This is a genomic window from Bacillus sp. BR3(2024), assembly GCF_039134555.1.
Classification (GTDB): domain Bacteria; phylum Bacillota; class Bacilli; order Bacillales; family Bacillaceae_G; genus Bacillus_A; species Bacillus_A cereus.
This window is the reverse complement of sequence record NZ_CP152433.1, coordinates 591,861-617,071: the sequence shown is the minus strand read 5'-3', so window position 1 is coordinate 617,071 and position 25,211 is coordinate 591,861. Positions and strand designations below refer to the sequence as shown.

Genomic DNA, 25,211 nt, shown 5'->3' with positions numbered 1-25,211 from the left:
ATTCAGAAGAATTTTTCAGTATCCACCTTCACTATATAGCACCTTTTTTGAAAGCGCAAACATTTATTTTTCTGTATATCCTTTTTATTAAAGTTTATAGAAAATCATTCTTCTACTTTCCTTATTTCCACTCGTTTAATTTGATGCATATCCTTTTCAAGGACTTTAAAATAAAAACCGTGTTTCTCAATAATATCTCCTTCAGCAACGATTTGTTTTTGTACCATAATCCAGCCACCAATTGTATCTACATCATCAGCAATTAAATGTATGCCAAGCAAATCATTTACTTCACTAATAAGCACTTTTCCCTCTACGATTTTATAACCTTCACTTACATGCTCTATAGGAGGATTCTCATCTTCATCGTATTCATCTCGAATTTCTCCAACAATTTCTTCTAAAATATCTTCTAGTGTAACAATCCCAGCTGTACCACCATATTCATCATACAATACAGCTAATGGAATGTGTTTTCTTTGCATTTGTAATAGTAAATCATGAATTGGAATATTTTCTAGCACTTCAATAACTGGTCTTGTATATGGCATAATCGAGCACTCCTCATCCCGATTACCATCCATATAACGAATAAATAAATCTTTTACATTAACCATCCCAATAATTTCATCTTTATCTTCACCAAATACAGGATATCTCGTGTACTTTTCTTGCGCGATTACTTTAATATGTGTTTCAAATGGTTCGTCCTCATATAAGCCTACAACTTCCGTACGAGGTACCATAATTTCTTTTGCTACTCTATTATCAAATTCAAAAATATTATTTACATATTTAAATTCCCTTTGGTTAATCTCTCCGCTCTCATAGCTCTCAGATAAGATTAACCTTAATTCTTCTTCTGAATGAGCTACTTCATGTTCAGAAGCTGGATGTAATCCGAATAAACCAGTTACAACCCTCGCTGAACCATTCAAAGCCCAAATAAACGGATACATAACTCGGTAAAAATAAATAAGTGGTTTCGATAACAATAAGCTAACTTGTTCTGCTTTTTGTATAGCAAATGTCTTTGGAGCAAGTTCCCCAATGACAACATGTAAAAATGTAATTACTGCAAAGGCAATAATAAATGAAACTGTACTGGAAATTGCAGGTGAGAATTTTAATTTTAAAAACAACGGCTCGAGTAAATGTTTAATGGTTGGTTCCCCTAACCACCCAAGCCCTAAAGCAGTAATTGTAATACCTAGCTGACAGGCCGATAAATATTCATCTAAATTTGAAGTTACCTTTTTAGCTGCCAGTGCACCTCGTCTTTTTTCGCTAACGAGTTGATCAATACGACTGCTACGTACCTTAATAATTGCAAATTCAACAGCCACAAAAAATGCTGTTAACCCAATAAGAATGACTACCATCAATAATTTTAAAATATCCACATATGCTCTTTAGCTTTCTTAGCTAAAGTTACACCTCCTTTTAAAAAGAAGTTTCACTTTAGTTTCTTCAATTATTGGAAAGCAACTCTATATAAAATCCACCAATTTTCAAACCTCATACAATTCTAAAGGTAAACCATCAGGATCTTGGAAAAAGACGAATTTCTTCCCCGTTATTTCATCAATACGGATCGGGTCCGTCTCAACACCACATTGGTTTAAATGCTTCACAGCTTCTTCTATATTTGTAACAGCAAATGCTAAATGTCTAAGACCGGCTGCTTCTGGAAAACTTTTACGCTCAGGCGGATTTGGAAATGAAAATAATTCGATTTGATACTCTTCTCCTACACATAAATCTAATTTATAAGAATCTCGTTCCTTTCTATATACTTCATTTATCTCTTTAAACCCTAATATCCTAGTATAAAAATCCTTTGACGTCTCATAATTCGAACAAATAATTGCAACGTGATGCACTCTACATATATTCATGCTCTCTCTATTCCTTTCTTTACCAAAGATGCATATTCTCCCTTGAAATGAAAAACATATATAGCAGAATATCTCTTTTAGGGGGCTTACCATGAAATTCATTACTTTTTTCGTCGGACTAATTGTTGTTTTCTTGCTCGCTTATATTGCTAGCAATAATAAGAAGCATATTAAATTTAAACCAATTTTTATCATGCTTATTATACAGTTAATTTTAACCTATTTACTATTAAATACAGAAATCGGCCTCATACTTATTAGAATCATTTCCAGTTTGTTTACCAAGCTACTCGAGTATGCTGCTGATGGAATAAATTTCGTATTTGGTGGTCTTGCAAATAAAGGTGAAATGCCATTTTTCCTTACTGTATTATTACCAATCGTCTTTATTTCTGTTTTAATTGGTATATTACAACATTTCAAAATATTACCATTCTTTATTCGTTGGATCGGGTACTTTCTTAGTAAAATAAATGGTCTTGGTAAATTAGAATCTTACAACGCTATCGCCTCTGCCATTGTCGGCCAATCAGAAGTTTTTATTACAGTGAAAAAACAATTAGCTCAAATTCCAAAACACCGTCTTTATACACTTTGTGCCTCTGCTATGTCAACCGTATCTATGTCTATCGTAGGTGCCTATATGACAATGATTGAACCTAAATATGTAGTAACTGCACTCGTTCTCAATTTATTTAGCGGTTTTATTATCATACTCATCATTAACCCTTACGACGTTAAAGATGACGAAGATATTTTAGAAATCAAAGGTGAAAAACAAAGCTTTTTTGAAATGCTTGGAGAATACATTCTTGATGGTTTTCGTGTAGCCATTGTTGTCGGCGCTATGCTCATCGGATTCGTCGCATTAATTAGTTGTATTAATGACCTGTTCCTCATTATATTCGGTATTACGTTCCAACAATTAATCGGCTATGTATTTGCACCTATCGCATTCCTTATCGGTGTACCCAGTTCTGAAATTGTCGCGGCTGGCAGCATTATGGCAACGAAGCTTGTAACGAATGAATTTGTCGCAATGATGGACCTTAGTAAAATTTCTAATAGCCTTTCTCCCCGTACAGTTGGTATTATTTCTGTTTTCCTTGTATCTTTTGCCAATTTTTCTTCCATTGGTATTATTTCAGGTGCGGTAAAAGGACTAAACGAAGAACAAGGAAACGTTGTTGCGAGGTTTGGCCTTAAATTACTATATGGAGCTACTCTCGTTAGTATTTTATCTGCAATTATCGTAAGCATTATGTTGTAATTAGGTAAAATTTTATCATTTTCTTATCCCTATCTTTTGTATACAATAACGAATAGGTGTCTTATAAATAATCAAGACATCTATTTTTTATACATGTACAATCGCTTTTATTTAGCGTAAAATATTTTTTATGTGTTTGAATACACTTCTAAATGTATACACTTTGATAGTTTTAAAGGAGAAAAAATGATGAAATCCGACACGAACAACAATACGCGAGCCAAAAAAGGACGCTCAAAGAAAAAACGCCTACTTTGGTTCCTTCTTATTCCATTACTAATTGTAGCACTTGGAGCAGGAGGCTACTCCTTCCATATATACAGTAAAGCAAAGTCCGTCTTAAATAATGCTTATGCTGAACTAGGTCGAGGAGATAAGTCCAGTAAACGTGAAAAAGCTGTTAAACCTATGACCGACAATATTTCCGTACTAATTATGGGTGTTGATGAAAGTGATATTAGGGAAAAAGGTTATGGAAAAGCAACTCGAACAGATGCGTTATTACTTGCAACAATTAATAAAAACGATAAATCCGTTAAACTTGTAAGCATTCCACGTGACTCACGCGTCTACATTAAATCACGTGATAAATACGATAAAATCACACATGCGCACGTATTCGGTGGTGTAGACAGCACAATTGATACGGTAGAGAACTTTTTAGATGTTCCAGTTGACTACTATGTAAAATTCAATTTTAAATCCTTTATTAAAATTGTTGATTCTCTTGGTGGTATTACTGTAGACGTTCCAGTTGAGTTCACAGAGCAAAATAGTAAAGATGAAGCAGATGCCATTCATCTAAAAAAAGGACGTCAACATTTAAATGGAGAAGAGGCACTGGCACTAGCTAGAACTCGTCATATCGATAGTGATTATATGCGTGGTCAACGTCAACAGCTTGTATTAGAGGCCATTGCTGAAAAGGCACTATCTCTTAATTCCATTAATAAAATCGGTGGCCTACTAGACGCTGTCGATAAAGATTTAAAAACTAATTTAACTTTTGATGATATGATGACAATTACAAAAAATTCAATGGATTCAAATTTAAAAATGGAAAAAATGCAAGTAGAGGGTACAGATAAATATATAGGTGGTATTTATTATTACGTTCCAAATGAAAAAAGCGTCGATACTATTTCAACTACCCTTCAAAAACATCTCGGTGTTACGAATAAAAATGAACATAAAAAATTATAATAAAAAGGCTGCTAGATCTTTCTAGACAGCCTTTTTATTATATTTTTCAACATATTTTTCATACACATTGTGACAAGAAGTGACAATTATTACAGCGGTGTAACATTTTTTATGAAAACATTACACACACAGTGAAAATAATAGTATACTAGTACGTACATAATGTTATTTTCATCATTTTTATACAAAAAATGTAATACATATATTTATACATAAATTTCTGGGGGGAAATAAATGAAGCTAAGTAAAATACTGATTGGTTCTGCAATTGCTGGGGGCATATTACTTTGTGTAGGCGGTGTTGGGGGATATCAATATGTATCCAAATTAAATAATCAATTAGATACTACTGCATTACCAAATACTACATTTGAAGGTATTTCTCTCGACGGAAAAAATAAGAAGGATATTCAAGCAATTATTAATCAAAAGGTAACTGAGTTAGATCAAAAATCCCTTACCTACATATTCCAAAACGATAAACAAACTTACACATGGAAAGATTTAGGGATAAATTATAAAGAGAAAGATATTATTGACAAAATCTTCAAAGAACAAGAAGGAAACGTAATGAATCGTTACAAAATGCGTAAGCAAGCTGAAAACGGTGAATTAAAACGTGACTATAAATTAACACCACAATTAAATGCAACAGCTTATGAAACCTTTATAAAAGATAAATATAATGAAACATTAAAAAATCCTGTTAACGCAGAATTAAGTATTGAAGGCTCAACAGTAAATATTAGTCAAAGCCAAAACGGAGAAAAAATTGATAAAGGGAAACTAAGCGGTTTAACAAATGAAGCTATTACTACTGGTAAATCAGATGTTACATTACCAGTTACATTCATAAAACCAGAACGTTCTACAGAAGACATACAGAAAATGGGTATTAAAGAAGTCATTGCTGAATATTCTACTCCAATGGCTGGCCGTAACGGAAATCAATCATTTAACGTAAATAAGTCAGCTAATACTTTAAGTGGGGTTATTGTCGCACCTGATGAAACATTTAGTTTTAACGGTCGCGTTGGCGTAACTGATGCTGCACATGGTTATAAATCTGCAGCAGTATATTCACAAGGTAAAGTAATACAAAGTGCAGGCGGAGGAGTTTGCCAAGTCAGTAGTACATTATACAGTGCAGCTTTAAGGGCAGATTTAGGCATTGTTTCTCGAAGCAATCATTCTATGCCAGTAAATTATTTACCACTTGGGCAAGATGCAGCAGTAGCAGATTATGGTCCAGATTTAAAATTTAAAAATAATACAGGCAATCATATTTATATTCAAGCATTTTCAAATGGAGGTAGTATTACTACACGCATTTTCGGTACAAATACTGGTAAAAATGTTGAAGTTTCTTCTCAAGTAATTAGTAGAACTAGTGATAAAATCACCGCGGTTACGTATAAAAAAGTAACACAAAACGGGGAAGTAATATCAAATGGACAAATTTCAAAAAGCGTATATAAAAGCGCTCCAAAAGAATAGATAATATCAACCGAATAGCATAAAGAAAAAGGCGTGATTTAATCACGCCTTTTTCTTTTGCAGTAATAGTAAAAAAGTTTCAAGATGGTCTTTCGTTTCTTCTAAAGACCACATACGATTTCCTTGCTTCGCAGCTAATACACACGCCTCTTCCCACGCGTTCTTTTTCTTCATATTTATTAATTCATCACGTAATTTCAAAACAATTTCTTCGTCTTCTTGTTCAATAAACTCTTCCATCACGCTTACTATTTCATCCTCATGAATACTTAACGTACAGTACGATTTAAGAAAGTATTGTAATGTCGTATACATAATGTACTCCCCCTTCTTATTTATCAGATGGATAAGAAGTAATAATCTTAAACCCTAATTCTCCTGACTTATCTCTTGCTAAAACAGTAACAGTTTTTACTAACTTGTCTTTTACACTCATATTTTTCTTTATTACCGTTTTTCCAACAGGAAATGAATGAGTTGTATTTAATACGAGACGAGCCTCTTTAGAATTTTTTAACCAATCTTGAATTTCCTTGTCATGTTGCTTCAAGCTATCTTTTACAGCTTTCGTCGCTGTTTCTTTATCATAGTATGTACTTGCGGCTGACACTTTATCTGTCTTCAAGCGATTCTTCAAATCCTCTTCTGACTTGCCTACATGTCTTTCAATCGTATGACCATTTTTAGGTGGTCCTTCCATTTCATCTAAAATATTATCACTAATTTTTTCTACCGATGTAGCTTGATTCCCTGTCTGTTTCTCTGTTTTTTGTTCTTTTCCTGCACATCCACTTAAGATCAGCATTAATGCCAATAAACTACTGAAGAAAAGACTACTTATTCGTTTCATCATATCACCTCTTCCATGATTATTATCGCAACTTCACTAAAAGTCAATTTCACAACGAAAAAATCTATCAGTTTTCATTTTTTTTATCTATTTTTCCATATTTACCCCAGCAATTTCATCAACCCTCTATTTTTTGCCTTTTATAATATATACCCCCTATATTTTTCGATTATTTCCCAGATAAAATCACAGATAACATAACTATAAAACTCTTTTATACAAAGGTTTTTATAGTATTTTTAAAAATATCTTAAAATACCCCTATTTTCATATACCCAATACCCATATAAGGTATAAAGATGCCTTCTTATCAACGTTTTTCTACATTATGTAAATTTACCCTTGCCTATACAAACGAAATGTGGTGTAATGCAAAAAAAGATAAAGGATTTTAAACAATGGCTGAAACGATTCAAAATTTCTTAACAGAATACTATTCAATCGCAATTCCACTTAGTATCTTAATTAACATCATCATTAGTCTTTTAGGTTTTATCCCTAGTATTTTTTTAACCGCCATTAATATACAGCTCTTTGGCGTAACAAATGGTACTGTTATTTCGATCGCAGGCGAAGCATTAGGGGCTATTATCTCGTTTTATATTTACCGCATGGGCCTTCAAAAGTTCACTCACGATAAAGTAAATAAATACCCAAAGGTAGAGCGTCTTCTTTATGTAGAAGGTAGAGAGGCCTTTCTACTCGTTCTATCGTTTCGCTTGATACCTTTCATCCCATCAAGTATCGTGACTTTATTTGCGGCTCTAGGTAAGATGTCATTACTCTCCTTCAGTATTGCCAGCACAATAGGGAAAATACCGGCATTGTTAATCGAAGTATATTCTGCCTATCATGTCATGAACGGAACAAATGAAGCAAAGTGGATTGTGACAATTGCAGGTTGTATCGGATTATATTATTTGTGGAAAAAATGGAGAAAAAAATAAAGAAGGAGCATAGGCTCCTTCTTTATTTTTGAGGTATTTTATTAATAGCTATCCTTTAAATCCTTAGTTAATACCAACAGCACTAAATGATTGCTTAACTGCTGCTACTTCCGCAGAAGTCGCACCATATAAATCAGCTGCAGCTTGTACTGCACCAGCACGAGCTTGGCTAAATGTAGTAGATTGCGTGAAATATTGTGTGTTTGCACGGTAATAAATTGCACCTAACTTATCTTTACCAATGCCCGTTACAGTTACACCCGAATGCGTACCACCATTTGCTAATAAATAAGCTTGTTTGTTAATGATACCACTGTTTGTATGAACCCCACCGTTATCACTAGTACCAGTGTAACGCTTAGAATAATGGTCTGGATCACCGTATTTCGCTGGATCACTCATAGAGCGAAGCGCATCTCCTGCTTTACCAGGCGTATAAATATCTTCACCAATCTCCCAATCCGGGTTACGGTTATCATAGAATTCTACTAAAGTACCAAAAATATCAGAAATTGCTTCATTTAGCGCTCCTGATTCATTTTGATAAATTAAGTCCGAGCTATTTTCAGTAACAGCATGCGTTAATTCGTGACCAATTACATCAATTCCACCAGATAATGAAGTGAATGTTACACCATCACCATCTCCGTATACCATTTGTGAGCCATTCCAGAATGCATTATTATACTTACTTCCGTAATGAACTGTCGATTTTAACGGAGCTCCTGCATCATTAATAGAGTTTCTGTTAAATGTAGCTTTATAATAATCATATGTTCTACCTGCATAGTAATGAGCATCTACTGCTGCTGCATCATACGCTGCATTAAAAACATTATCTGCATCTACCCATAAAGTTCCTGGCAATGTAGTACGATTTTTCGCATCATATGTGAAAATTGTTGCCCCGCGCGTATTATCTTGTAAGTAGTAAGATGAACCAGATAACGTTGTATTAAGTGATTTCGTATCTCCTAATACACCTTTACCAGTCCCTACTTTATTTGTTCCTGTTACAGGTTTTACTACTGCTTTCGCATCCTGTTTAGGAGCCTCATGCTTAACTGGTGATTTATCTTCATTTGTTACATGATCCAATTTATTATATTTATTTAATACTTTACCGCTGTCTGCTTCAATGAAATAGTAGTAGTTTCCTGGACTTGGATCTAAGAAGTTTAGATTTACAACGTATGCATATATTGTTTCTTCACCATTTTGATATACATATAAGTCCGCTTTTGGTTCTACCTCATATTTCGGTGTTACCCCTAAATCTTGTTGCGCGATTTCAATTGCTTTTGCGCCTTCAATCTTATTTTTATTTTTCAACTTTTCCTTTTTGTCTAAATCAGGTGCAACTGTTCCAGACAATACTTTTAAAGAACCGTCTTTACTTACGTGAGCCACTTGAGTAGAACCCCATACAGGCACTCCTTCGTAAACTTGTTGCATACGTACTACTGTTGAATCAGTTACAGCATCTTTCTTCACTTGTTTCACTTTGAAAGAATCTTGCGCACTCTTTTCCCCTAGCTTGTAATCACCTTTTGCTGCATTTAAGTAATCAAACACAACAGATTCCGCTTTCTTACCAGTCGCTCCAGTTAGATCACCAGAAATAAACTCAGGTGACTGTACTGTCTCATTGTACTTCTTCGTAGAGAGTACATTTTTAGAATCCGCAAATGCAGAGCCTGTCCCTCCAAATGTTGTAACTGCCATTCCTGTCGCTAACACTAACGCTAAACTTTTCTTTTTCATGAACCTTCCCCCTAATAAAAATTTTTTTTGAAAAAGAGTAGTTTTATATTAGCATTATGTTTCCACTATTAATATACTAAAAATTCAAATAATTATTTTCTCAAGTTTTGTAGAATTTTGAGGAACAAATATTGAAAAAACCCTTTCCGATTGGAAAGGGTGGAGATTATAAATTAACTTGTTCAACAGTTTTAGCTTGTTGACCAACAATATCAGGTTTACTGCTATATTGATGTATTCCTCCAGCAACTGTAAGAGTCAATATAAACGCCAATACTCCAAATACCATCTTTTTCATGTTTATTCCTCCTTATTATCATTCATTAAATCAATAACTAACCTATAATATCGATTACTTTCTTCAAATCTCGATAAACTGGAAAAATGTTCTGCTAGTTCAACGTATACTTTCTTTAATTCTATTTTATTTCCTGCAGATTTATACAACGGGATAGCCTCATTTTCCAAAAATGCTTTATAATCTTTTGCTTCTTCAAAATATTTATATCTAAGCATTAAAAGCAAATATAATTTTGCATTAAATCTCTCTTCCTGTTTTGCTGCATCAATTCCCTTATCAATTAATGTCCTTGCCTCTTCCAATTCTTCTAATTTAATGCATACTAATGCCATTTCGTATATTGTATCTAAATAGTTTAAATCTATTTGTTTTTGAAGTTGTAGACTATCTAAATAATATTTTTTCGCTTGCTGATATTTACCTTTTTTATAATAGATACTTCCCATATTACTTAAAGTAATAGCTAATAGTACATCCTTATCAGCAAAAGATGTGGCCTCTCTCAATATACTCTCATACATTTTTAAAGCTTCTTCATACTGACCTTTTTCTGTATAACTTACCGCAATAAGGATTTGGCAATTAATTATATTTCTAAACTTATATTCACTACGAAATCCTTCTAATGCCATATTTACAAAATGAATTGCAAGATGATGAATATCTAAATGAGTATATGCAAGCGCTATATTATAATACAAGCCTGTTTCATGATACCCTTGTTCTTTGGCCATTACTTCTGTTTTTAATAAGTAATCTAGCCCATCCTTCCATCTATACTGTAAACAGCACAATAATCCTCTACTATACATATATAACAACTTCTGAAATGGAGAATATTTTTTATATACCTTCTTCAACTTATCTAATTCTTCTTCGAGTGCAGAAATATCCCTTTTCATAATTAAATAACGTGTATACAGCAGTTTATAATAATTTATAATTTCAAAATCCAACACATGCTTCATTTCACCTTGCAACTCTTCATATATACGTTCTACTTGTTGCTTGTCTAAATGAACTAGTGCATTTAACCATTCATCTAGCTTCCCCTTCACATCTTCTTCTACATCTCTCAAATCCGTCACAGCAATTTCTAGTCTTGTGCAGAGCAATTGTAGAATTTCTTCTGATGCTTCGATCTTTCCATTTTCGATCTTACTTAAGTATGAGACAGAACAAATGCCCTGACATAATTCTTCTTGTGTCATTTTTTGCTGGAGCCGTTTATAAAAGACTTGTTTGCCTATTTTTTCTAATGTTTGTTGCATTGTCCTCCTCCATTCTCATTACCCCCATTACTCTAATAATACATAAAATTTGGAGAAATATAAATTGATAAATATAAATTTTCTAAAAAATATGCATAATTTCATTTTTTTCTCTCTTGACTTCACATCAATATCTCTTCTTTGCTACGAATGGTGAAAAATTGGTATACTATAACCAAATTATGGAGGTGTTCTCGCGATGACTCATTATAAAGACGATAGTTATGCCTTACATACAGACCTATATCAAATCAACATGGCTTATACATATTGGAAAGATGGTATTCATAATCGCCGTTCTGTTTTTGATTTATATTTTCGAAAGCTTCCATTTGAGAACGGCTACGCTGTTTTTGCTGGCCTTGAGAAAATTGTAGAGTACATAGAAAATTTCAGTTTTACTGAAAGCGATATCGCTTACTTAGCAGAATTACAATTCGAAGAAGAATTCCTTCATTATTTACAAAATATGAAATTCACTGGGACGATTCGCAGTATGCAAGAAGGTGAAGTTGTATTTAATAACGAGCCTTTATTACGTGTTGATGCACCACTTGGTGAAGCACAAATTATTGAGACTGCCCTCTTAAATATTGTGAATTACCAAACATTAATTGCCACAAAAGCAGCACGTATGAAACATGCTGCAAGTAATGATGAGCTTTTAGAGTTCGGCACAAGACGTGCCCATGAGTTCGATGCTGCCCTTTGGGGGACGCGTGCTGCCTTTATTGGTGGTTTCTCCTCTACAAGCAACGTTCGTGCTGGGAAACGCTTTGGGATTCCTGTAGCTGGCACACACGCTCACTCTTTCGTTCAAGCATATCGCGATGAATACGTCGCGTTTAAAAAATACGCTGAAACTCATAAAAAGTGCGTCTTTCTCGTTGATACATATGACACATTGAAATCTGGTGTTCCAAATGCGATTCGTGTTGCAAAAGAATTTGGGGATCGTATTGATTTCTATGGCATACGTCTTGATAGTGGTGATATGGCTTATTTATCGAAAAAGGCACGAAAACTACTAGATGAAGCAGGGTTTACAAATACAAAAATTATCGCTTCTAGCGATTTAGATGAATACACAATTATGCACCTTAAATCTCAAGGAGCAAAAATTGACGTATGGGGCGTTGGAACGAAATTAATTACGTCCTTTGAGCAACCTGCATTGGGGGCTGTTTACAAACTCGTTGCGATTGAAGATACTGACGGAAAATTAAATGATACAATTAAAATTTCATCTAACCCTGAAAAAATTACCACTCCAGGACTGAAACGAATTTATCGTATTATCAATCGGGTTAACGATCATGCAGAAGGCGATTATATTGCGTTAGATTCTGAAGAACCAGGAAAAGAAGAGCGCTTAAAAATGTTCCATCCAGTTCACACATATATAAGTAAATTCGTAACAAACTTTGAAGCCCGTGAACTGCATAAAGACATTTTCGTTAACGGTGAAAGAACATATGAACTACCAAGTATATTAGATATTCAAAAATATAATGAACAGAGCCTCTCTCTATTTTGGGAAGAATATATGCGAACTTTAAACCCTGAAGAATACCCTGTCGATTTAAGCCAAGAGTGCTGGGATCATAAAATGAATTACATTCAAACAGTTCGAGAACAAGTTGAAAAAAACATACAAAAGTAAACAGAGAAGTTTCCCCTTCTCTGTTTTTTCAATACTATATGGATATTTGTAAAAAATATATTAAAATAATAAGACGAATGTATTTTATTTTTAAATTTTAATATTATACTATTTTAAAGTAAAATAGTATTTGATATTATTTTATTGAGTCAATTTCAACAAAATCACCAATAAAAAAGAGGACGCGGTTCGCGTCCTCTTTTTTATAAATCTTTCACTCGTAATACACGCATTGCATTTAACACTGCAAGTAGTGTCACACCAACATCTGAGAAAACAGCTTCCCACATTGTTGCAATACCAAAGGCACCAAGTAATAAAACGATCCCTTTTACACCTAGAGCAAAGATGATATTTTGCCACACTATACTTCTTGTGCGTTTTGCAATTTTTACAGCTGTCGCAATTTTTAAAGGCTCATCAGTCATAATAACGATGTCTGCCGCTTCAATTGCTGCATCTGACCCTAAACCACCCATCGCAATACCAACGTCTGCACGGGCTAATACTGGTGTATCGTTAATACCGTCACCAACGAAGGCAATTTTTTCTTTTCCGTGCTTCGCTGCATCAATTTTTTCAATCTCTTCTACTTTTTGTTGCGGTAGTAATTCCGCATGAACTTCATCTAAGCCTAATTCTTTACCAACAGCTTCACCAACTGGTTTTGCATCACCAGTTAACATTACTGTCTTTTTAATACCTAGTTCTTTTAACTTTTGAATCGCTTGCTTCGAATCCTCTTTTACCTCATCAGAGATAACAATATAACCTGCATATCTTCCATCTACAGCAACGTGAACTAATGTACCTACTGTTTCTGGTTGCTTAAATTCAATATTTTCTTTTCTCATTAATTTTGCATTACCTGCAAAAATTTCTTTTCCTTGTACTTTTACGACTGTACCGTGACCAGAAATTTCGTTATAATCATCGATTATTTTTTCATCAATTGATTTTCCATATGCCTTTCGAATAGATTGGGCAATTGGATGGTTAGAATATACTTCAGCAAATGCCGCATACTCTAATAACTCTTCACTTGTAGTACCTTCGCTCGGTTCCATTTTTGTAACTTTGAAAACACCTTTTGTTAATGTTCCTGTTTTGTCAAAAACAATATATTTCACATCATTTAAAGCTTCTAAATAGTTACTACCTTTTACTAACACACCACTTTTAGATGCACCACCAATACCTCCAAAGAATCCAAGAGGAATGGATACAACTAACGCACATGGACAAGAGATTACTAAGAACACTAAAGCTCTATAAATCCACTCAGAGAATGTAGCTCCTTCTAAAATAAGTGGTGGAATAAACGCCATGATTGCCGCTGTAATAACTACAACTGGAGTGTAGTAACGTGCAAACTTCGTAATAAAGTTTTCCGTTGGTGCTTTTTTACTGCTTGCATTTTGAACTAAATCTAAAATTTTCGATACAGTTGATTCACCGAATTCTTTTGTAACTTCAATTGTCAACACACCGTTTTGGTTCACAAAGCCACTTAATACATCATTTCCAACTTCAACTTCACGTGGTACAGATTCACCTGTTAATGCTGAAGTATCTACCATTGATGTTCCTTCAATTACTTTTCCGTCTAACGGCACTTTCTCACCTGGCTTAACGATAATATAATCGCCAATTTGTACATCTTCTGGTGATACTTGTTTCGTTTCATTTCCAACCTTTACATTCGCATAATCAGGACGAATATCCATTAATGAAGTAATTGATTTTCGAGAGCGGTTTACCGCAATGCTTTGGAATAGTTCTCCTACTTGATAAAATAGCATTACTGCTACAGCTTCTGAGTATTGTTGAATTGCAAAAGCTCCTACAGTTGCAATTGCCATTAAGAAGTTTTCATCAAATACTTGGCCACGAGTTATGTTTCTTACCGCTCTCCAAACGATATCTCCACCTATTAATAAATAAGCAAGGACGAATAACGGAATTGTTACCATTTGTGGTAAGCCCGCTAATGCAGCAATTGCTGTCAAAATTCCGCCGACCACTAATCTCCCTACCATCTTTTTCACATTTGCTTCACCATGATCATGACTATGCCCGTGGTCATGACCGTTCTTCTCTTCACGAACAACTTTCACGTCTGGCTCTAACTTTTGAACGACATTTGTTATATTTGCTACAGTCGCTTCTAGTTCTCTTTTATTCGCAACTTCTACTCGTAGTTTCTTCGATACGAAATCAACAGTTGCTTCTGAGACAGCTGGCATTTCCTTCACTTTATTTTCAATTTTCATTGCACAGTTCGCGCAATCTAAACCTTCTAATATAAATACTTCTTTAGCAATTTTATTTTTTTGTTCTTCTTGCACTTTAATATGCGGTTCTAATTTTGTAACGAGTTGTTTTGCTTCCGTAACAACTTCGTTTTCTTTATTTTGTGCCGTTTCTAAAATCATTGTCTTTGTTGCAAAGTTTACAGAGCAAGAATTTACTCCTTCTATACTCCCAACACCTTTTTCAATTTTCATTGCACAGTTTGCACAATCTAAACCTTCTAACATCAGTTTCTTTTTCACTAACGCTTCAGCCATCGTTCTCCCTCCTCGCGTTCTTTTTATTCTTCTTCGTTTACGTGTTCAAACGCTTGCTCGAAGATATGAATTACGTGCTGGTCAGCTAACGAATAATAAACAACCTTTCCTTCTTTACGATTCTTCACAAGTTTCGCTTGCTTTAACACACGAAGCTGATGCGAAATAGATGATTGTGTCATTCCTAATAAATAAGCTAAATCACAAACGCACATTTCAGCTTCAAATAGCGCATGTAATATTCTCGTACGTGTACGGTCACCTAACACTTTAAATAGTTCTGCTACTTTACTTAAACTTTCATCAGTTGGAATTGTTTGTTTTACTTGCTCTACAACTTCTTCATGAATTATCGTTTGAGAACATGTCTCTTGTGGTGTTTCTACTTTATTTCCACCCATTATAGCTCACCTCTTTAATTGAACATATGAACAATCATTCATATATCTTATACTCTTATTATATGAGCGCCTACTCATATGTGTCAATGAAATCTGATTTTTTTTTATGAACTTTCCGTTCACATTTTAATAAGTCATATACATATTTTTCGCATCCTCTATATTCTCATACAAAAAAGGATGCACAATTCGCACACCCCTTTTTACTTACTTTTCATTTTCACCGCATCCACAATTAAAGAAACAAATCCTAACTGATTATCCCGATTTCTATGGTCAAAACGTTTCGAACGATAAATAAATCCATCTTTCTCATTCCAATCATTATAGTGAAACTTACCATTCTCATCACAGTATTCTAAGAGCCTCACTTGAAAACCTGCTGATTCAAACATGGACGTGATTGTTTTATAGTTATGAACAATTTTATGGCTTGCTGCAGGATGATCTAATGGACCAGGTCCACCTACTTGTACCCCTTGCTGATATTCTTCATCTGGAAAAAATGCATCTGGTACTGCACAACGAATATATCCATTCTCCATTAAAAACTCATAACAAATTTTTGCAGCTTCAATTCCTTCTTCATATGATAAATGCTCCCATACATGTTCTGCCAAAATTACTGATAAAGAATTAGGTTGAAATTTATCAAGCCAAGTTTCTCTCCGTAATAAATTTAATTCTTCTTCATTCGTATGTAACCAACCAGGGTTATTATTATAACCCTCTGCTCCAACTACAACTTTTGTTTCTTCCATTTTGCTCACACCCTTTTTTCATATTCCGACATAAAAATTCAACAAAGTAATATATATTCCCTTTATTTCAACAAAAGAAAAAGCCTTGCGCGCTCCCTAGACGCACAAGGCTTACTATACTTATATCCCTTTTAATTAAGCTTTTAATTAGCTTGTTCTAAATTATCCTGCGAACTTCCATCGTCTTTTAAATGACTATGTTTTTTCGAATAAACAAAGTATACAACTACTCCAATTGCTAACCAAGCACCGAAGTACATCCATGTTTTTAATGGTAGATTTACCATTAAGAATAGACAACATGCAATCGAAATAATCGGCAAGATCGGTACAAGTGGTACCATAAATCCACGTTGTAATTTTGGATGTGTTTTACGAAGAATAATAACTGACACACCAACCATCGCAAATGTTAACAACGCTCCAATATTCGCTAAATTCGACAATTCTTTTAAATCGATAAATCCAGCAATTAAAGCACTACCAATTCCTGTTAACCAAACTGTAAATGTTGGCGCTTCTGTCTTTTTATTAATTTTCGCGAAAGATTCTGGCAATAAACCGTCACGGCTCATCGCAAAGAATACACGTGTCGTTGCATAAATGTAAGCAAAAATTACTGCCATAATACCAATTACAGCTCCAATTGCGATTACACCTGCTACTTTATCTTGTCCTACAACTTCTAACACATATGCCATAGCTTCTGGTACATCTAATTCTTTATAAGAAACCATACCCGTCATAACGAGACAAACTACAACATAAATGATTGTACAAATGACTAACGAAGCGATAATACCAATCGGTAGATCACGTTGCGGATTTTTTACCTCTTCAGCAGAAGTTGCTAATGCATCAAATCCTAAGAAAGCAAAGAATACTGCTGCTCCCCCCGCGAAAACTCCACTTAAACCGTACGGTGCAAATGGTATCCAGTTTTCTGGTTTCACGTAGAATACACCAACTGCAATGAATAAAACAACGATACCAATTTTAATTAATACCATTATGTTATTCACGCGTTTACTTTCTTTCGTACCTCTTGATAATAACCAAGTTATAACTAATGTAACGATAACTGCTGGTAAATTCACCATACCACCTTGAGACGGAATCGTTAGCAGTGCTTTTGGAATTTCAAGCCCTAATCCACTCACTAAGTTATGGAAGTAACCAGTCCATCCGCCAGCTACTGCGGCAGTCGTTACAACATATACAGATAGTAATGTCCATCCCATTAAATGAGCTACAAACTCACCAATTGTTGCATATGAGTATGTGTACACACTACCTGAAACAGGAAGTGTAGAAGCAACCTCTGCGTAACATAATGCTGCAAATCCACAAACGATGGCTGCAATCATGAATGAAAAAATAACTGCTGGACCAGCATCTCTTGCTGCTACTAATCCAGTTAATACTAGAACTCCTGTACCAATTATCGCACCAATCCCTAGCATTGTTAGGTCAAATGCCCCTAGCGTTTTCGTCAAAGTTTTACTTTTACTTTCCCCTAACAATTGCGTAACGGATTTCTTTTTAAATAGGTTGGCCACGATGTATGCCCCCTTTTGCCAAGAAGAGCTAAGAGATCTTCACTCTTAGCTCTTATCATGTTGTTTTATATATTGTTCGATTTTGTTTTGTATAATGCTTCTATTAGCAAGATACTGTTTCTGCTTCTAATAATTCTTTAGCACCTTTGTACTCTACACCGTGAGCTTCTGCAACTGCTTCGAATGTTACATAGCCATCTAATGTGTTAATACCTTTTAGTAATGCAGAGTTGCCTAGGCAAGCTTCTTTGTAGCCTTTGTTAGCAATTTGTACTGCATATGGTACTGTTACGTTTGTTAATGCAAGAGTTGATGTACGTGGAACCGCACCTGGCATGTTTGCAACTGCATAATGAACAACGCCGTGTTTTTCGTAAGTTGGGTTATCATGAGTTGTAATACGGTCAGTTGTTTCGAAAATACCACCTTGGTCAATCGCGATATCTACAACAACAGAACCTGGTTCCATTGATTTAATCATTTCTTCTGTTACAAGTTTTGGAGCTTTTGCACCTGGGATTAATACTGCACCGATTACAAGATCAGACTCTTTAACAGCTTCTGCAATATTGTAAGGATTAGACATTAAAGTTTTTACTTGGTTTCCGAAAATGTCATCTAATTGACGAAGACGTTCTGCGCTTAAGTCGATGATTGTTACATCCGCACCTAGTCCAACTGCAATTTTAGCAGCATTTGTACCAGCTTGTCCACCACCGATGATTGTTACTTTACCACGTTTAACCCCTGGAACACCTGCAAGTAAGATACCTTTACCGCCTTTGTTTTTCTCAAGGAATTGTGCACCAATTTGTGCAGCCATACGACCAGCTACTTCACTCATAGGTGCAAGTAATGGTAATGAACGGTTTTCTAATTGTACTGTTTCATATGCGATAGAAACAACTTTTTTCTCGATTAAAGCTTTTGTTAATTCTGGCTCTGGAGCTAAGTGTAAGTATGTGAACAAGATTAAGCCTTCACTGAAGTGTTTGTATTCGCTTTCAATTGGTTCCTTAACTTTCATAACCATTTCCATATTCCAAGCTTCTTCAGCTGTATCAACAATTTTTGCTCCCGCTTCAACATACTGAGCATCTGTGAAACCAGACCCTAAACCTGCACCCTTTTGAATGAATACTTCGTGATTGTTACGAATTAAATGTACAACACCTGCTGGTGTCATTGCCACACGGTTTTCGTTGTTTTTAATTTCTGCTGGTACCCCAATACGCATAATGAAATGCCCCCTTATAATTAACAGAAAAAAGAGATTCTTTTTTCTTTTTGTAATAATTAATAACTTATATCCTTATTCTAGCATAACTTAAAAGTTATGAAAACGCTAACATATCATTTTCCTAAAGTTTTTATATTTAGAATAGTGTAAATATATAAAACATTGATTCTATTAGGGGTTTCGTGTCATTCCATTATCTTTCACTCTATTTTTATTATACTGCTTCAAAATAAACAGCAATCATTTATTATTTGACAATAATTTAACAATGTAAGAAACCTAAGCGATAACGTATACATATACAGTTATTACTTTACTCAATACTTTAGAGATATATTCTTTTCACAAAAAAACAGCTGCTAGCATTTAGCTAGCAGCTGGGTAACTTATAAATAACTTAGAAAATAAATCATCTGTCGTTTCAGTAATTTTATCAAACAGATCACTTTCTTCCGCTTCTTGCTCTTTTAACATCTTAATTGTTTCACGTGCATCTTCAGGGTAATCGGTTATAATACCATCTACGTTTAACTTATAATATGCCTTTAAATTTTCCATATCATTTACTGTCCATACGTAAATTGGTTTGTTTAACTTCCTTGCTTCTTTTACTAATTTCTTATTTAACATATATTCTTCTGCTACGTAAAAGTCAGCCTTCACATTCTTTAAGTTAGCTCTACTTGCATACAGTATATACCCTACTTTTATATCTGGATTTGCACGCTTAAACTCTTTAATAAGTGGATAGTGTAACGTTTGAATTACACATTGCTTCTCAAATTCATTATCTTTAATCGTTTTTAAGACTTTGTTTACAAAATCTTTTTCGCCCCCATGAAGCTTCACTTCTATATTAAGTTTGATTTTGCCATTTGCTAGCTTAATGATTTCATCAAGTGTACTTATTTGTCCTGAAAGTCCATCTTGACTAAGGGTAAGCTGCCTTAACTCAGCCATCGTTAAATCTGACACATGTACATTGGCATTTGCGAGACGTTTCAGCTTCAAATCATGTATAACCGCTAGCTCACCGTCTTTCGTTTGTAATACATCTATTTCAGCGTAGTCTGCTTTTGCATCAATAGCACCTTGCACAGCTTCTTTCGTATTTTCTACGCCTTTTGATATATACCCGCGGTGCGCCATAATAATCGGTTCTTTATACGAATTTGAAATAAACGTTACAATGAAGGCAACGACCATTCCCGCAGTAATAATCCCTACAATGTATACGCCAATGAATTTCCAACGATGTTTTTGGAAAAAGCATTTATCTGCTTTCGTTTTCGAATAATCTAATCCTTCTTCTAATAAAACATCTTCAACCGGTACCTTTTGTAAGTATAATCGCGTAATCGCCATAATATAAAATGGCGTCACGATAAAGCTGAATAAATACAATGTGCTCGTTAAAAATACAGAAATCGTTGATTCAGCTAATAATGCAAATGTTCCTTTCGGGCTTGTAAATTCATAAATCCCCCATAGGCACAATAAATACATTCCCAAAAACATGACATATACAATTCCAATTGAAATAAAAAATCCTACTAAAAAGAATAGTACTTTAAAAAAGCTTTCCTTTACTAAAGTTGCACTTTTACGTGCTGCCACGCGAAATGGTTTTTGCTCTAAAACAACAATAGGTAGAACGAAAATCCATCTAAGATTCAAATATGCGACTACAGCAAAGAACGTGTAATAACCAACTTGTCCCATCGTTGTCTTAAACAGCTCTCCTGTAATAAAGTTAGGAATTTGAATTTGCGGGATTAATGCCGTTTCATATCCCATATTTAAAAGAGGCAACAATACGACAGCATATAAAATAAATCCTGGTAAGCAATATGTGAAAAGAGTAGGTAAATACGTTACCGTTTTATATAAAATCGGACGTAATTTCACCTTCTGTCTTTTATGAGCGAAATACGAAATAATAATAAGCACCGCAAATTCTGTAAAGATAAGAAACAGTGCTAACAATGATAAAATTACGATTGCTAAGATGCCATAAGGCGTCTTTAAAAACGCTAATAATTCATCATTTGTCGCATTTGCATAACCACCAAAATACAATAACTTATTAAAAATGATTCCAAATAGCGGAACAAACACAATCGCTGCTAATAATTTATAAGCAAGTTGAAAAGTTAATACATTCCAAAAGGCAAATTTAACTGTTTGAAAGGAATGTCTCATTACTCCTGGTATAGATAGTTTTTTACGGTGTTGCATATATTCCTCCAAATTCTAAAACGGTATTTGAGATGGATTCCATATTTCCAGTTCTAATCCATCTTTTTAATAATAATATATTCCGCTTAACATGAACACACTTATACATATAATGAAAAAAGTGATGGCTACTTCCCATCACTTTTTCATTTATTCTATTTTTTCTCTAGCCCTTGTCCAAATGCTTTCAAGAAGCTAAAACCGAATGTAATAGCTCTATTGATATCTGGATCTTTTAATACTTTAAAGAAATCCATCACTTTTGTTTTTTTACCACTATTTAATTCATCTGTTGCAAATTGCAATCCTGTAACTAAACTTGACGTAATTTGCTTCGTTATTTCTGGGTCAACTGAAGATAACGCTTCTCCTGCCCCCATCATATTATTTAACGCATTTTTAACGGGTTCACGATTTAATTGCTCCACAGCGATTTTTGAAACATCTTCCTTCGCAGCAAGTAAACTAATTGCCGCATCTAATATACCAGCCTTCTGCAACTGTGCTAAAAGCTGCATCGTTTCTTCTACTGCTTCACGATTATTAGATAGCTCATTTAGAAGTTCATCTGCTACTTGCTGTTTCTGTTCTTCCTCTGTTACAACTTTCTTTTTAATTACAGTAATTTCTTTCGCCACTATCTCCGCCCCCTAGTCCACAAGTGATACGTATTGTTTTCTTTGCCATTTTTGCTGGATTTCAACACCGTTTTGCGGATTACGCTTTTTATCTCTCGGGTTTGAAGATGGTAACGGACGATTCCCTTTTTCACGTAGTACACGCATCTTTACCATCGTTTGTTTGTACGCTGGTGTACACGTATAAAGATCTGTCGCCGTTCCAGTTAAAATATTGATTGCCTCTTCATTTACCGTTGCATGCATCGGTAAATATAGCTCTTTCCCCGTTACACGATCTGTAACAAGTGCCTGTACTTTAATTTTCCCAAATGGTGATGCTAATTCTACAAGGCCACCATCTTTCACATTGCGCTCTAGGGCAAGTTCAGGCGAGATTTCAACGAACACTTCAGATACTTTAGATAAAATACCAGCCGATTTATTCGTCATATTCCCTTCGTGGAAATGTTCTAACATACGACCATTATTTAAAAGTAAATCATACTCATCTGGCGCTACAACTGGTGGTACCCATTCATCTAATGATAGACGAGCTAGTTTATCCGGGAAGTTAAATCCGTCCACATATAATAGCGGTGTATCGCTACCATCATGGCTACCCCAACATAAACTATTCCATCCTTCTAAACGATCGTATGTTGCCTGAGAATATAAAGGTGCAAGCGATGCAATTTCATCCATGATTTCACTTGGACTTTCATAATTCCAGTCCCCGCCAAGCGCACGAGCTACTTTTTGTAAAATCCACCAGTCTGGCTTTGAATCACCAAGCGGCTTCAATACTTCATATAATCTTTGAATACGGCGCTCTGTATTCGTAAATGTTCCCTCTTTTTCTAAGCTTGGTGCTGCCGGTAAAATAACATCAGCAAAACGAGCTGTTTTCGATAAGAACATATCTTGAACAACAAGGAAATCTAAATTCGCTAAAATATGTTGTACATGGTTGGCATTCGAATCTACTAAAGCCATTTCTTCACCCATAACATACATACCACGCAGTTTTCCTTCATCTGCCGCAAGTAACATTGCAATATTATTTAAGCCTGGTGCTTTCGGAATTGTAGTACCGTATGCTTTTTCAAATTTCGCACGGAGCGCATCATCTGAAACCGCTTGGTAACCTGGAAGCCAGTTTGGTAATGTTGCCATATCACAAGCGCCTTGTACGTTATTATGTCCGCGTAATGGATATGCTCCTGCACCAGGACGACGATAATTACCCGTAACAAGCAATAGATTTGAAATTGCTGCTGAAGTTGTACTTCCTCCAGTATTTTGCGTTACACCCATTCCCCAAAGTACACAAGTACCATCTGCTTCATATACCATACGAGCCATTTCTTTCAGATTTTCTTTCGAAATCCCCGTAATTTCTTCTGTATAATCAAGCGTATACTTTTCTACCATTTTGCTATATTCATCAAAATTCTTCACATTTTCAGCTATGAACTTTTTATCGTGCCAATCTTGATCAATAATATATTTCGTAATACCAGCGAGCCATACATAATCAGTTCCTTGGCGCGGATGAATGAATAAATCCGCACGCTCTGCCATTTCATGTTTACGAAGATCCGCCACAATTAATTTTTGGTCATGTAATTTATGAGCACGTTTTACACGCGTTGCAAGTACAGGATGTCCTTCTGTCGGATTTGCTCCAACGATAATGACAAGGCCTGCTTCCGCAATATCTTTCACTGTTCCAGCGTCCCCGCCCATACCGACAGTTTTAAATAAACCGTCTGTTGCTGGAGATTGACAATAACGGGAACAGTTGTCTACATTATTCGTTCCATATATTTGACGGGCTAGTTTTTGCATAAGATAATTTTCTTCATTCGTTACTTTCGAAGAAGAAATAAACCCAAATGCATCACTTCCATATTCTGATTTAATATGCTGCATATTGGATGCAACAACTTCAAGAGCCTCTTCCCATGAAGCTTCAACAAACATATCCCCTTGGCGAATTAATGGCTTTGTAATACGATCTTCACTGTTTACAAAATCCCATCCAAATTTGCCTTTTACACATGTTGAAATACCGTTAACCGGCGCATCTGAAACAGGCTGCACTTTCAAAATGTGGCGGTCTTTCGTCCATACTTCAAATGAACAACCTACACCACAAAATGTACAAACTGTTTTTGTTTTATTCACTTTCGTCTTACGCATCGCAGCCTCTACTTCTGAAACTGCTAAAATACTACTATATCCCGGCTCTACATCCTTTACAAAATCAATCATCGGATCTAACACATCCGGTTTCAATCCTGTCATGAATCCAGCTTCACCTAACATTGATTTCTCCATCAACGCATTACATGGACATACTGTTACACATTGCCCGCAACTTACACAAGATGAGTCATTTATACTTACACCATTGTCCCATATAACACGTGGACGGTCTAAGCTCCAGTCTATCGATATAGTTTCATTCACTTGTAAGTTTTGACATACTTCTACACACTGTCCACAAGCAATACATTGATTTGGATCATATCGATAAAACGGATGTGACATATCCACTTCACACGCACTTACTTTTGGCTCATACGGATATTTCTGTTCCTCAATTCCCATCATATGTACTGTATTGTGGACTTTACAGTTACCATTATTGTTATCACAAACGGTACAATACAGTAGATGATTCTCTAATATTCGATCCATTGCCTCAGTCTGTGCCTCTTTTGCACGCTGGGACTGTCTTTCGATATGCATACCGTTCTCTAATTTCGTTGAACAAGCACGCAATAACTTTCCATTTACTTCTACAATACACGTATCACAAGTTTGAATTGGATCTACTTCTGGTACATGACAAATTTGAGGATGTTCCAAATTACTCTCGTTAAATAATTGTAGTATCGTCTTTTCACCTGATGCAGAAAATTCTTTACCATCGACGGTTACACGGACTGTCTGTTCTGCCATAGTTTCCCCTCTCCTTACAACCAACTGTACAACACAATCATGAATCCGTTTTCAAAATCGCATTACTGTACATATTTTTGAAACGCTCTACCCAAATACTTTCTTATGAAGTCGATTCTAGATGTTATAAGGTATAACTACGAAAGCTTGAAAATATCACTATTCTACAGTTCTATTATATCGTACATATA

General features: G+C 35.0%; 20 protein-coding genes. 5 read left to right on the top strand and 15 right to left on the bottom strand.

Features of this window, described 5'->3' with window-relative positions:
* Positions 1-104: 104 nt before the first annotated feature.
* Both V7S45_RS03160 and V7S45_RS03155 read right to left on the bottom strand, forming a co-directional pair.
* A complete protein-coding gene (locus V7S45_RS03160; RefSeq protein WP_000353314.1) occupies positions 105-1,403 on the bottom strand; it encodes a hemolysin family protein in 1,299 nt (432 codons plus the stop codon).
* A 108-nt stretch (positions 1,404-1,511) separates the two neighbouring features.
* Positions 1,512-1,898, bottom strand: coding sequence for a VOC family protein (locus V7S45_RS03155; protein WP_342761647.1), 387 nt, complete (start codon positions 1,896-1,898; stop codon positions 1,512-1,514).
* Between the two features lie 91 nt (positions 1,899-1,989).
* Between V7S45_RS03155 and V7S45_RS03150 the strand changes: the two genes are divergently transcribed.
* The 3 genes from V7S45_RS03150 (at position 1,990) to V7S45_RS03140 (ending at position 5,868) form a co-directional block, all read left to right on the top strand.
* Positions 1,990-3,168 carry a nucleoside transporter C-terminal domain-containing protein gene (locus tag V7S45_RS03150; protein ID WP_000668866.1) on the top strand — a complete coding sequence of 393 codons (1,179 nt, stop codon included), beginning with the start codon at positions 1,990-1,992 and terminating at the stop codon, positions 3,166-3,168.
* Positions 3,169-3,354: 186 nt separating this feature from the next.
* Positions 3,355-4,371, top strand: coding sequence for an LCP family protein (locus V7S45_RS03145; RefSeq protein ID WP_002163841.1), 1,017 nt, complete (start codon positions 3,355-3,357; stop codon positions 4,369-4,371).
* A gap of 234 nt (positions 4,372-4,605) precedes the next feature.
* Positions 4,606-5,868 (top strand): VanW family protein, encoded by a 1,263-nt coding sequence (locus tag V7S45_RS03140; RefSeq protein WP_000777355.1) that lies wholly within the window; start codon positions 4,606-4,608, stop codon positions 5,866-5,868.
* Positions 5,869-5,910: 42 nt separating this feature from the next.
* On the opposite strand, the gene V7S45_RS03135 is transcribed toward V7S45_RS03140, so the two are convergent.
* Together V7S45_RS03135 and V7S45_RS03130 are read right to left on the bottom strand one after the other, a co-directional pair.
* On the bottom strand, positions 5,911-6,183 hold the full coding sequence (locus V7S45_RS03135) for a hypothetical protein (RefSeq protein ID WP_000288803.1): 273 nt from the start codon (positions 6,181-6,183) through the stop codon (positions 5,911-5,913).
* A 16-nt stretch (positions 6,184-6,199) separates the two neighbouring features.
* The gene (locus tag V7S45_RS03130) at positions 6,200-6,718 is read right to left on the bottom strand and encodes an RNase A-like domain-containing lipoprotein (RefSeq protein WP_000822694.1); all 519 of its coding nucleotides are present in this window, start codon (positions 6,716-6,718) and stop codon (positions 6,200-6,202) included.
* Between the two features lie 398 nt (positions 6,719-7,116).
* On the opposite strand from V7S45_RS03130, the gene V7S45_RS03125 reads away from it, so the two are divergent.
* On the top strand, positions 7,117-7,665 hold the full coding sequence (locus V7S45_RS03125; RefSeq protein ID WP_000852222.1) for a VTT domain-containing protein: 549 nt from the start codon (positions 7,117-7,119) through the stop codon (positions 7,663-7,665).
* Positions 7,666-7,728: 63 nt separating this feature from the next.
* On the opposite strand, the gene V7S45_RS03120 is transcribed toward V7S45_RS03125, so the two are convergent.
* The 3 genes from V7S45_RS03120 to V7S45_RS03110 all read right to left on the bottom strand — a co-directional run bounded on the left by V7S45_RS03120 (position 7,729) and on the right by V7S45_RS03110 (position 11,001).
* Complete coding sequence (locus tag V7S45_RS03120; protein WP_342761646.1) at positions 7,729-9,429, bottom strand: M4 family metallopeptidase; 1,701 nt, start codon at positions 9,427-9,429, stop codon at positions 7,729-7,731.
* Between the two features lie 166 nt (positions 9,430-9,595).
* Positions 9,596-9,727, bottom strand: coding sequence for a quorum-signaling peptide NprX (gene nprX / locus V7S45_RS03115; RefSeq protein WP_000738910.1), 132 nt, complete (start codon positions 9,725-9,727; stop codon positions 9,596-9,598).
* Positions 9,728-9,729: 2 nt separating this feature from the next.
* The gene (locus V7S45_RS03110; protein WP_001187961.1) at positions 9,730-11,001 is read right to left on the bottom strand and encodes a tetratricopeptide repeat protein; all 1,272 of its coding nucleotides are present in this window, start codon (positions 10,999-11,001) and stop codon (positions 9,730-9,732) included.
* A 199-nt stretch (positions 11,002-11,200) separates the two neighbouring features.
* On the opposite strand from V7S45_RS03110, the gene V7S45_RS03105 reads away from it, so the two are divergent.
* Positions 11,201-12,664 carry a nicotinate phosphoribosyltransferase gene (locus V7S45_RS03105; RefSeq protein ID WP_000150184.1) on the top strand — a complete coding sequence of 488 codons (1,464 nt, stop codon included), beginning with the start codon at positions 11,201-11,203 and terminating at the stop codon, positions 12,662-12,664.
* Between the two features lie 203 nt (positions 12,665-12,867).
* Here V7S45_RS03105 and V7S45_RS03100 read toward each other — a convergent pair whose 3' ends face one another.
* The 8 genes from V7S45_RS03100 to fdhF form a co-directional block, all read right to left on the bottom strand.
* Complete coding sequence (locus tag V7S45_RS03100; RefSeq protein WP_025687632.1) at positions 12,868-15,234, bottom strand: heavy metal translocating P-type ATPase; 2,367 nt, start codon at positions 15,232-15,234, stop codon at positions 12,868-12,870.
* 23 nt (positions 15,235-15,257) lie between these two features.
* Entirely contained in the window at positions 15,258-15,635 is a 378-nt protein-coding gene (locus V7S45_RS03095) for a metalloregulator ArsR/SmtB family transcription factor (RefSeq protein ID WP_025687631.1), read from the bottom strand.
* A gap of 203 nt (positions 15,636-15,838) precedes the next feature.
* Entirely contained in the window at positions 15,839-16,396 is a 558-nt protein-coding gene (locus V7S45_RS03090) for a hypothetical protein (protein WP_000393177.1), read from the bottom strand.
* A gap of 143 nt (positions 16,397-16,539) precedes the next feature.
* A complete protein-coding gene (locus tag V7S45_RS03085; protein WP_001284893.1) occupies positions 16,540-17,955 on the bottom strand; it encodes an amino acid permease in 1,416 nt (471 codons plus the stop codon).
* Between the two features lie 103 nt (positions 17,956-18,058).
* Complete coding sequence (gene ald, locus V7S45_RS03080) at positions 18,059-19,192, bottom strand: alanine dehydrogenase (protein ID WP_001219742.1); 1,134 nt, start codon at positions 19,190-19,192, stop codon at positions 18,059-18,061.
* Between the two features lie 369 nt (positions 19,193-19,561).
* On the bottom strand, positions 19,562-21,433 hold the full coding sequence (locus tag V7S45_RS03075) for a glycerophosphoryl diester phosphodiesterase membrane domain-containing protein (RefSeq protein ID WP_001164714.1): 1,872 nt from the start codon (positions 21,431-21,433) through the stop codon (positions 19,562-19,564).
* Between the two features lie 155 nt (positions 21,434-21,588).
* Positions 21,589-22,071, bottom strand: a complete 483-nt coding sequence (locus V7S45_RS03070; protein WP_001040540.1) for a DUF1641 domain-containing protein — start codon at positions 22,069-22,071, stop codon at positions 21,589-21,591.
* Between the two features lie 12 nt (positions 22,072-22,083).
* A complete protein-coding gene (gene fdhF, locus V7S45_RS03065) occupies positions 22,084-25,020 on the bottom strand; it encodes a formate dehydrogenase subunit alpha (RefSeq protein WP_000840663.1) in 2,937 nt (978 codons plus the stop codon).
* Positions 25,021-25,211: the final 191 nt, after the last annotated feature.

What these genes read in the sequence shown, in the direction of transcription:
- V7S45_RS03155 (WP_342761647.1), bottom strand. Translation starts at nt 1,898, where the DNA reads ATGAATATATGTAGAGTGCATCACGTTGCAATTATTTGTTCGAATTAT.
- V7S45_RS03150 (WP_000668866.1), top strand. Translation starts at nt 1,990, where the DNA reads ATGAAATTCATTACTTTTTTCGTCGGACTAATTGTTGTTTTCTTGCTC.
- V7S45_RS03145 (WP_002163841.1), top strand. Translation starts at nt 3,355, where the DNA reads ATGATGAAATCCGACACGAACAACAATACGCGAGCCAAAAAAGGACGC.
- V7S45_RS03140 (WP_000777355.1), top strand. Translation starts at nt 4,606, where the DNA reads ATGAAGCTAAGTAAAATACTGATTGGTTCTGCAATTGCTGGGGGCATA.
- V7S45_RS03135 (WP_000288803.1), bottom strand. Translation starts at nt 6,183, where the DNA reads ATGTATACGACATTACAATACTTTCTTAAATCGTACTGTACGTTAAGT.
- V7S45_RS03130 (WP_000822694.1), bottom strand. Translation starts at nt 6,718, where the DNA reads ATGAAACGAATAAGTAGTCTTTTCTTCAGTAGTTTATTGGCATTAATG.
- V7S45_RS03125 (WP_000852222.1), top strand. Translation starts at nt 7,117, where the DNA reads ATGGCTGAAACGATTCAAAATTTCTTAACAGAATACTATTCAATCGCA.
- V7S45_RS03120 (WP_342761646.1), bottom strand. Translation starts at nt 9,429, where the DNA reads ATGAAAAAGAAAAGTTTAGCGTTAGTGTTAGCGACAGGAATGGCAGTT.
- nprX (WP_000738910.1), bottom strand. Translation starts at nt 9,727, where the DNA reads ATGAAAAAGATGGTATTTGGAGTATTGGCGTTTATATTGACTCTTACA.
- V7S45_RS03110 (WP_001187961.1), bottom strand. Translation starts at nt 11,001, where the DNA reads ATGCAACAAACATTAGAAAAAATAGGCAAACAAGTCTTTTATAAACGG.
- V7S45_RS03105 (WP_000150184.1), top strand. Translation starts at nt 11,201, where the DNA reads ATGACTCATTATAAAGACGATAGTTATGCCTTACATACAGACCTATAT.
- V7S45_RS03100 (WP_025687632.1), bottom strand. Translation starts at nt 15,234, where the DNA reads ATGGCTGAAGCGTTAGTGAAAAAGAAACTGATGTTAGAAGGTTTAGAT.
- V7S45_RS03095 (WP_025687631.1), bottom strand. Translation starts at nt 15,635, where the DNA reads ATGGGTGGAAATAAAGTAGAAACACCACAAGAGACATGTTCTCAAACG.
- V7S45_RS03090 (WP_000393177.1), bottom strand. Translation starts at nt 16,396, where the DNA reads ATGGAAGAAACAAAAGTTGTAGTTGGAGCAGAGGGTTATAATAATAAC.
- ald (WP_001219742.1), bottom strand. Translation starts at nt 19,192, where the DNA reads ATGCGTATTGGGGTACCAGCAGAAATTAAAAACAACGAAAACCGTGTG.
- V7S45_RS03075 (WP_001164714.1), bottom strand. Translation starts at nt 21,433, where the DNA reads ATGCAACACCGTAAAAAACTATCTATACCAGGAGTAATGAGACATTCC.
- fdhF (WP_000840663.1), bottom strand. Translation starts at nt 25,020, where the DNA reads ATGGCAGAACAGACAGTCCGTGTAACCGTCGATGGTAAAGAATTTTCT.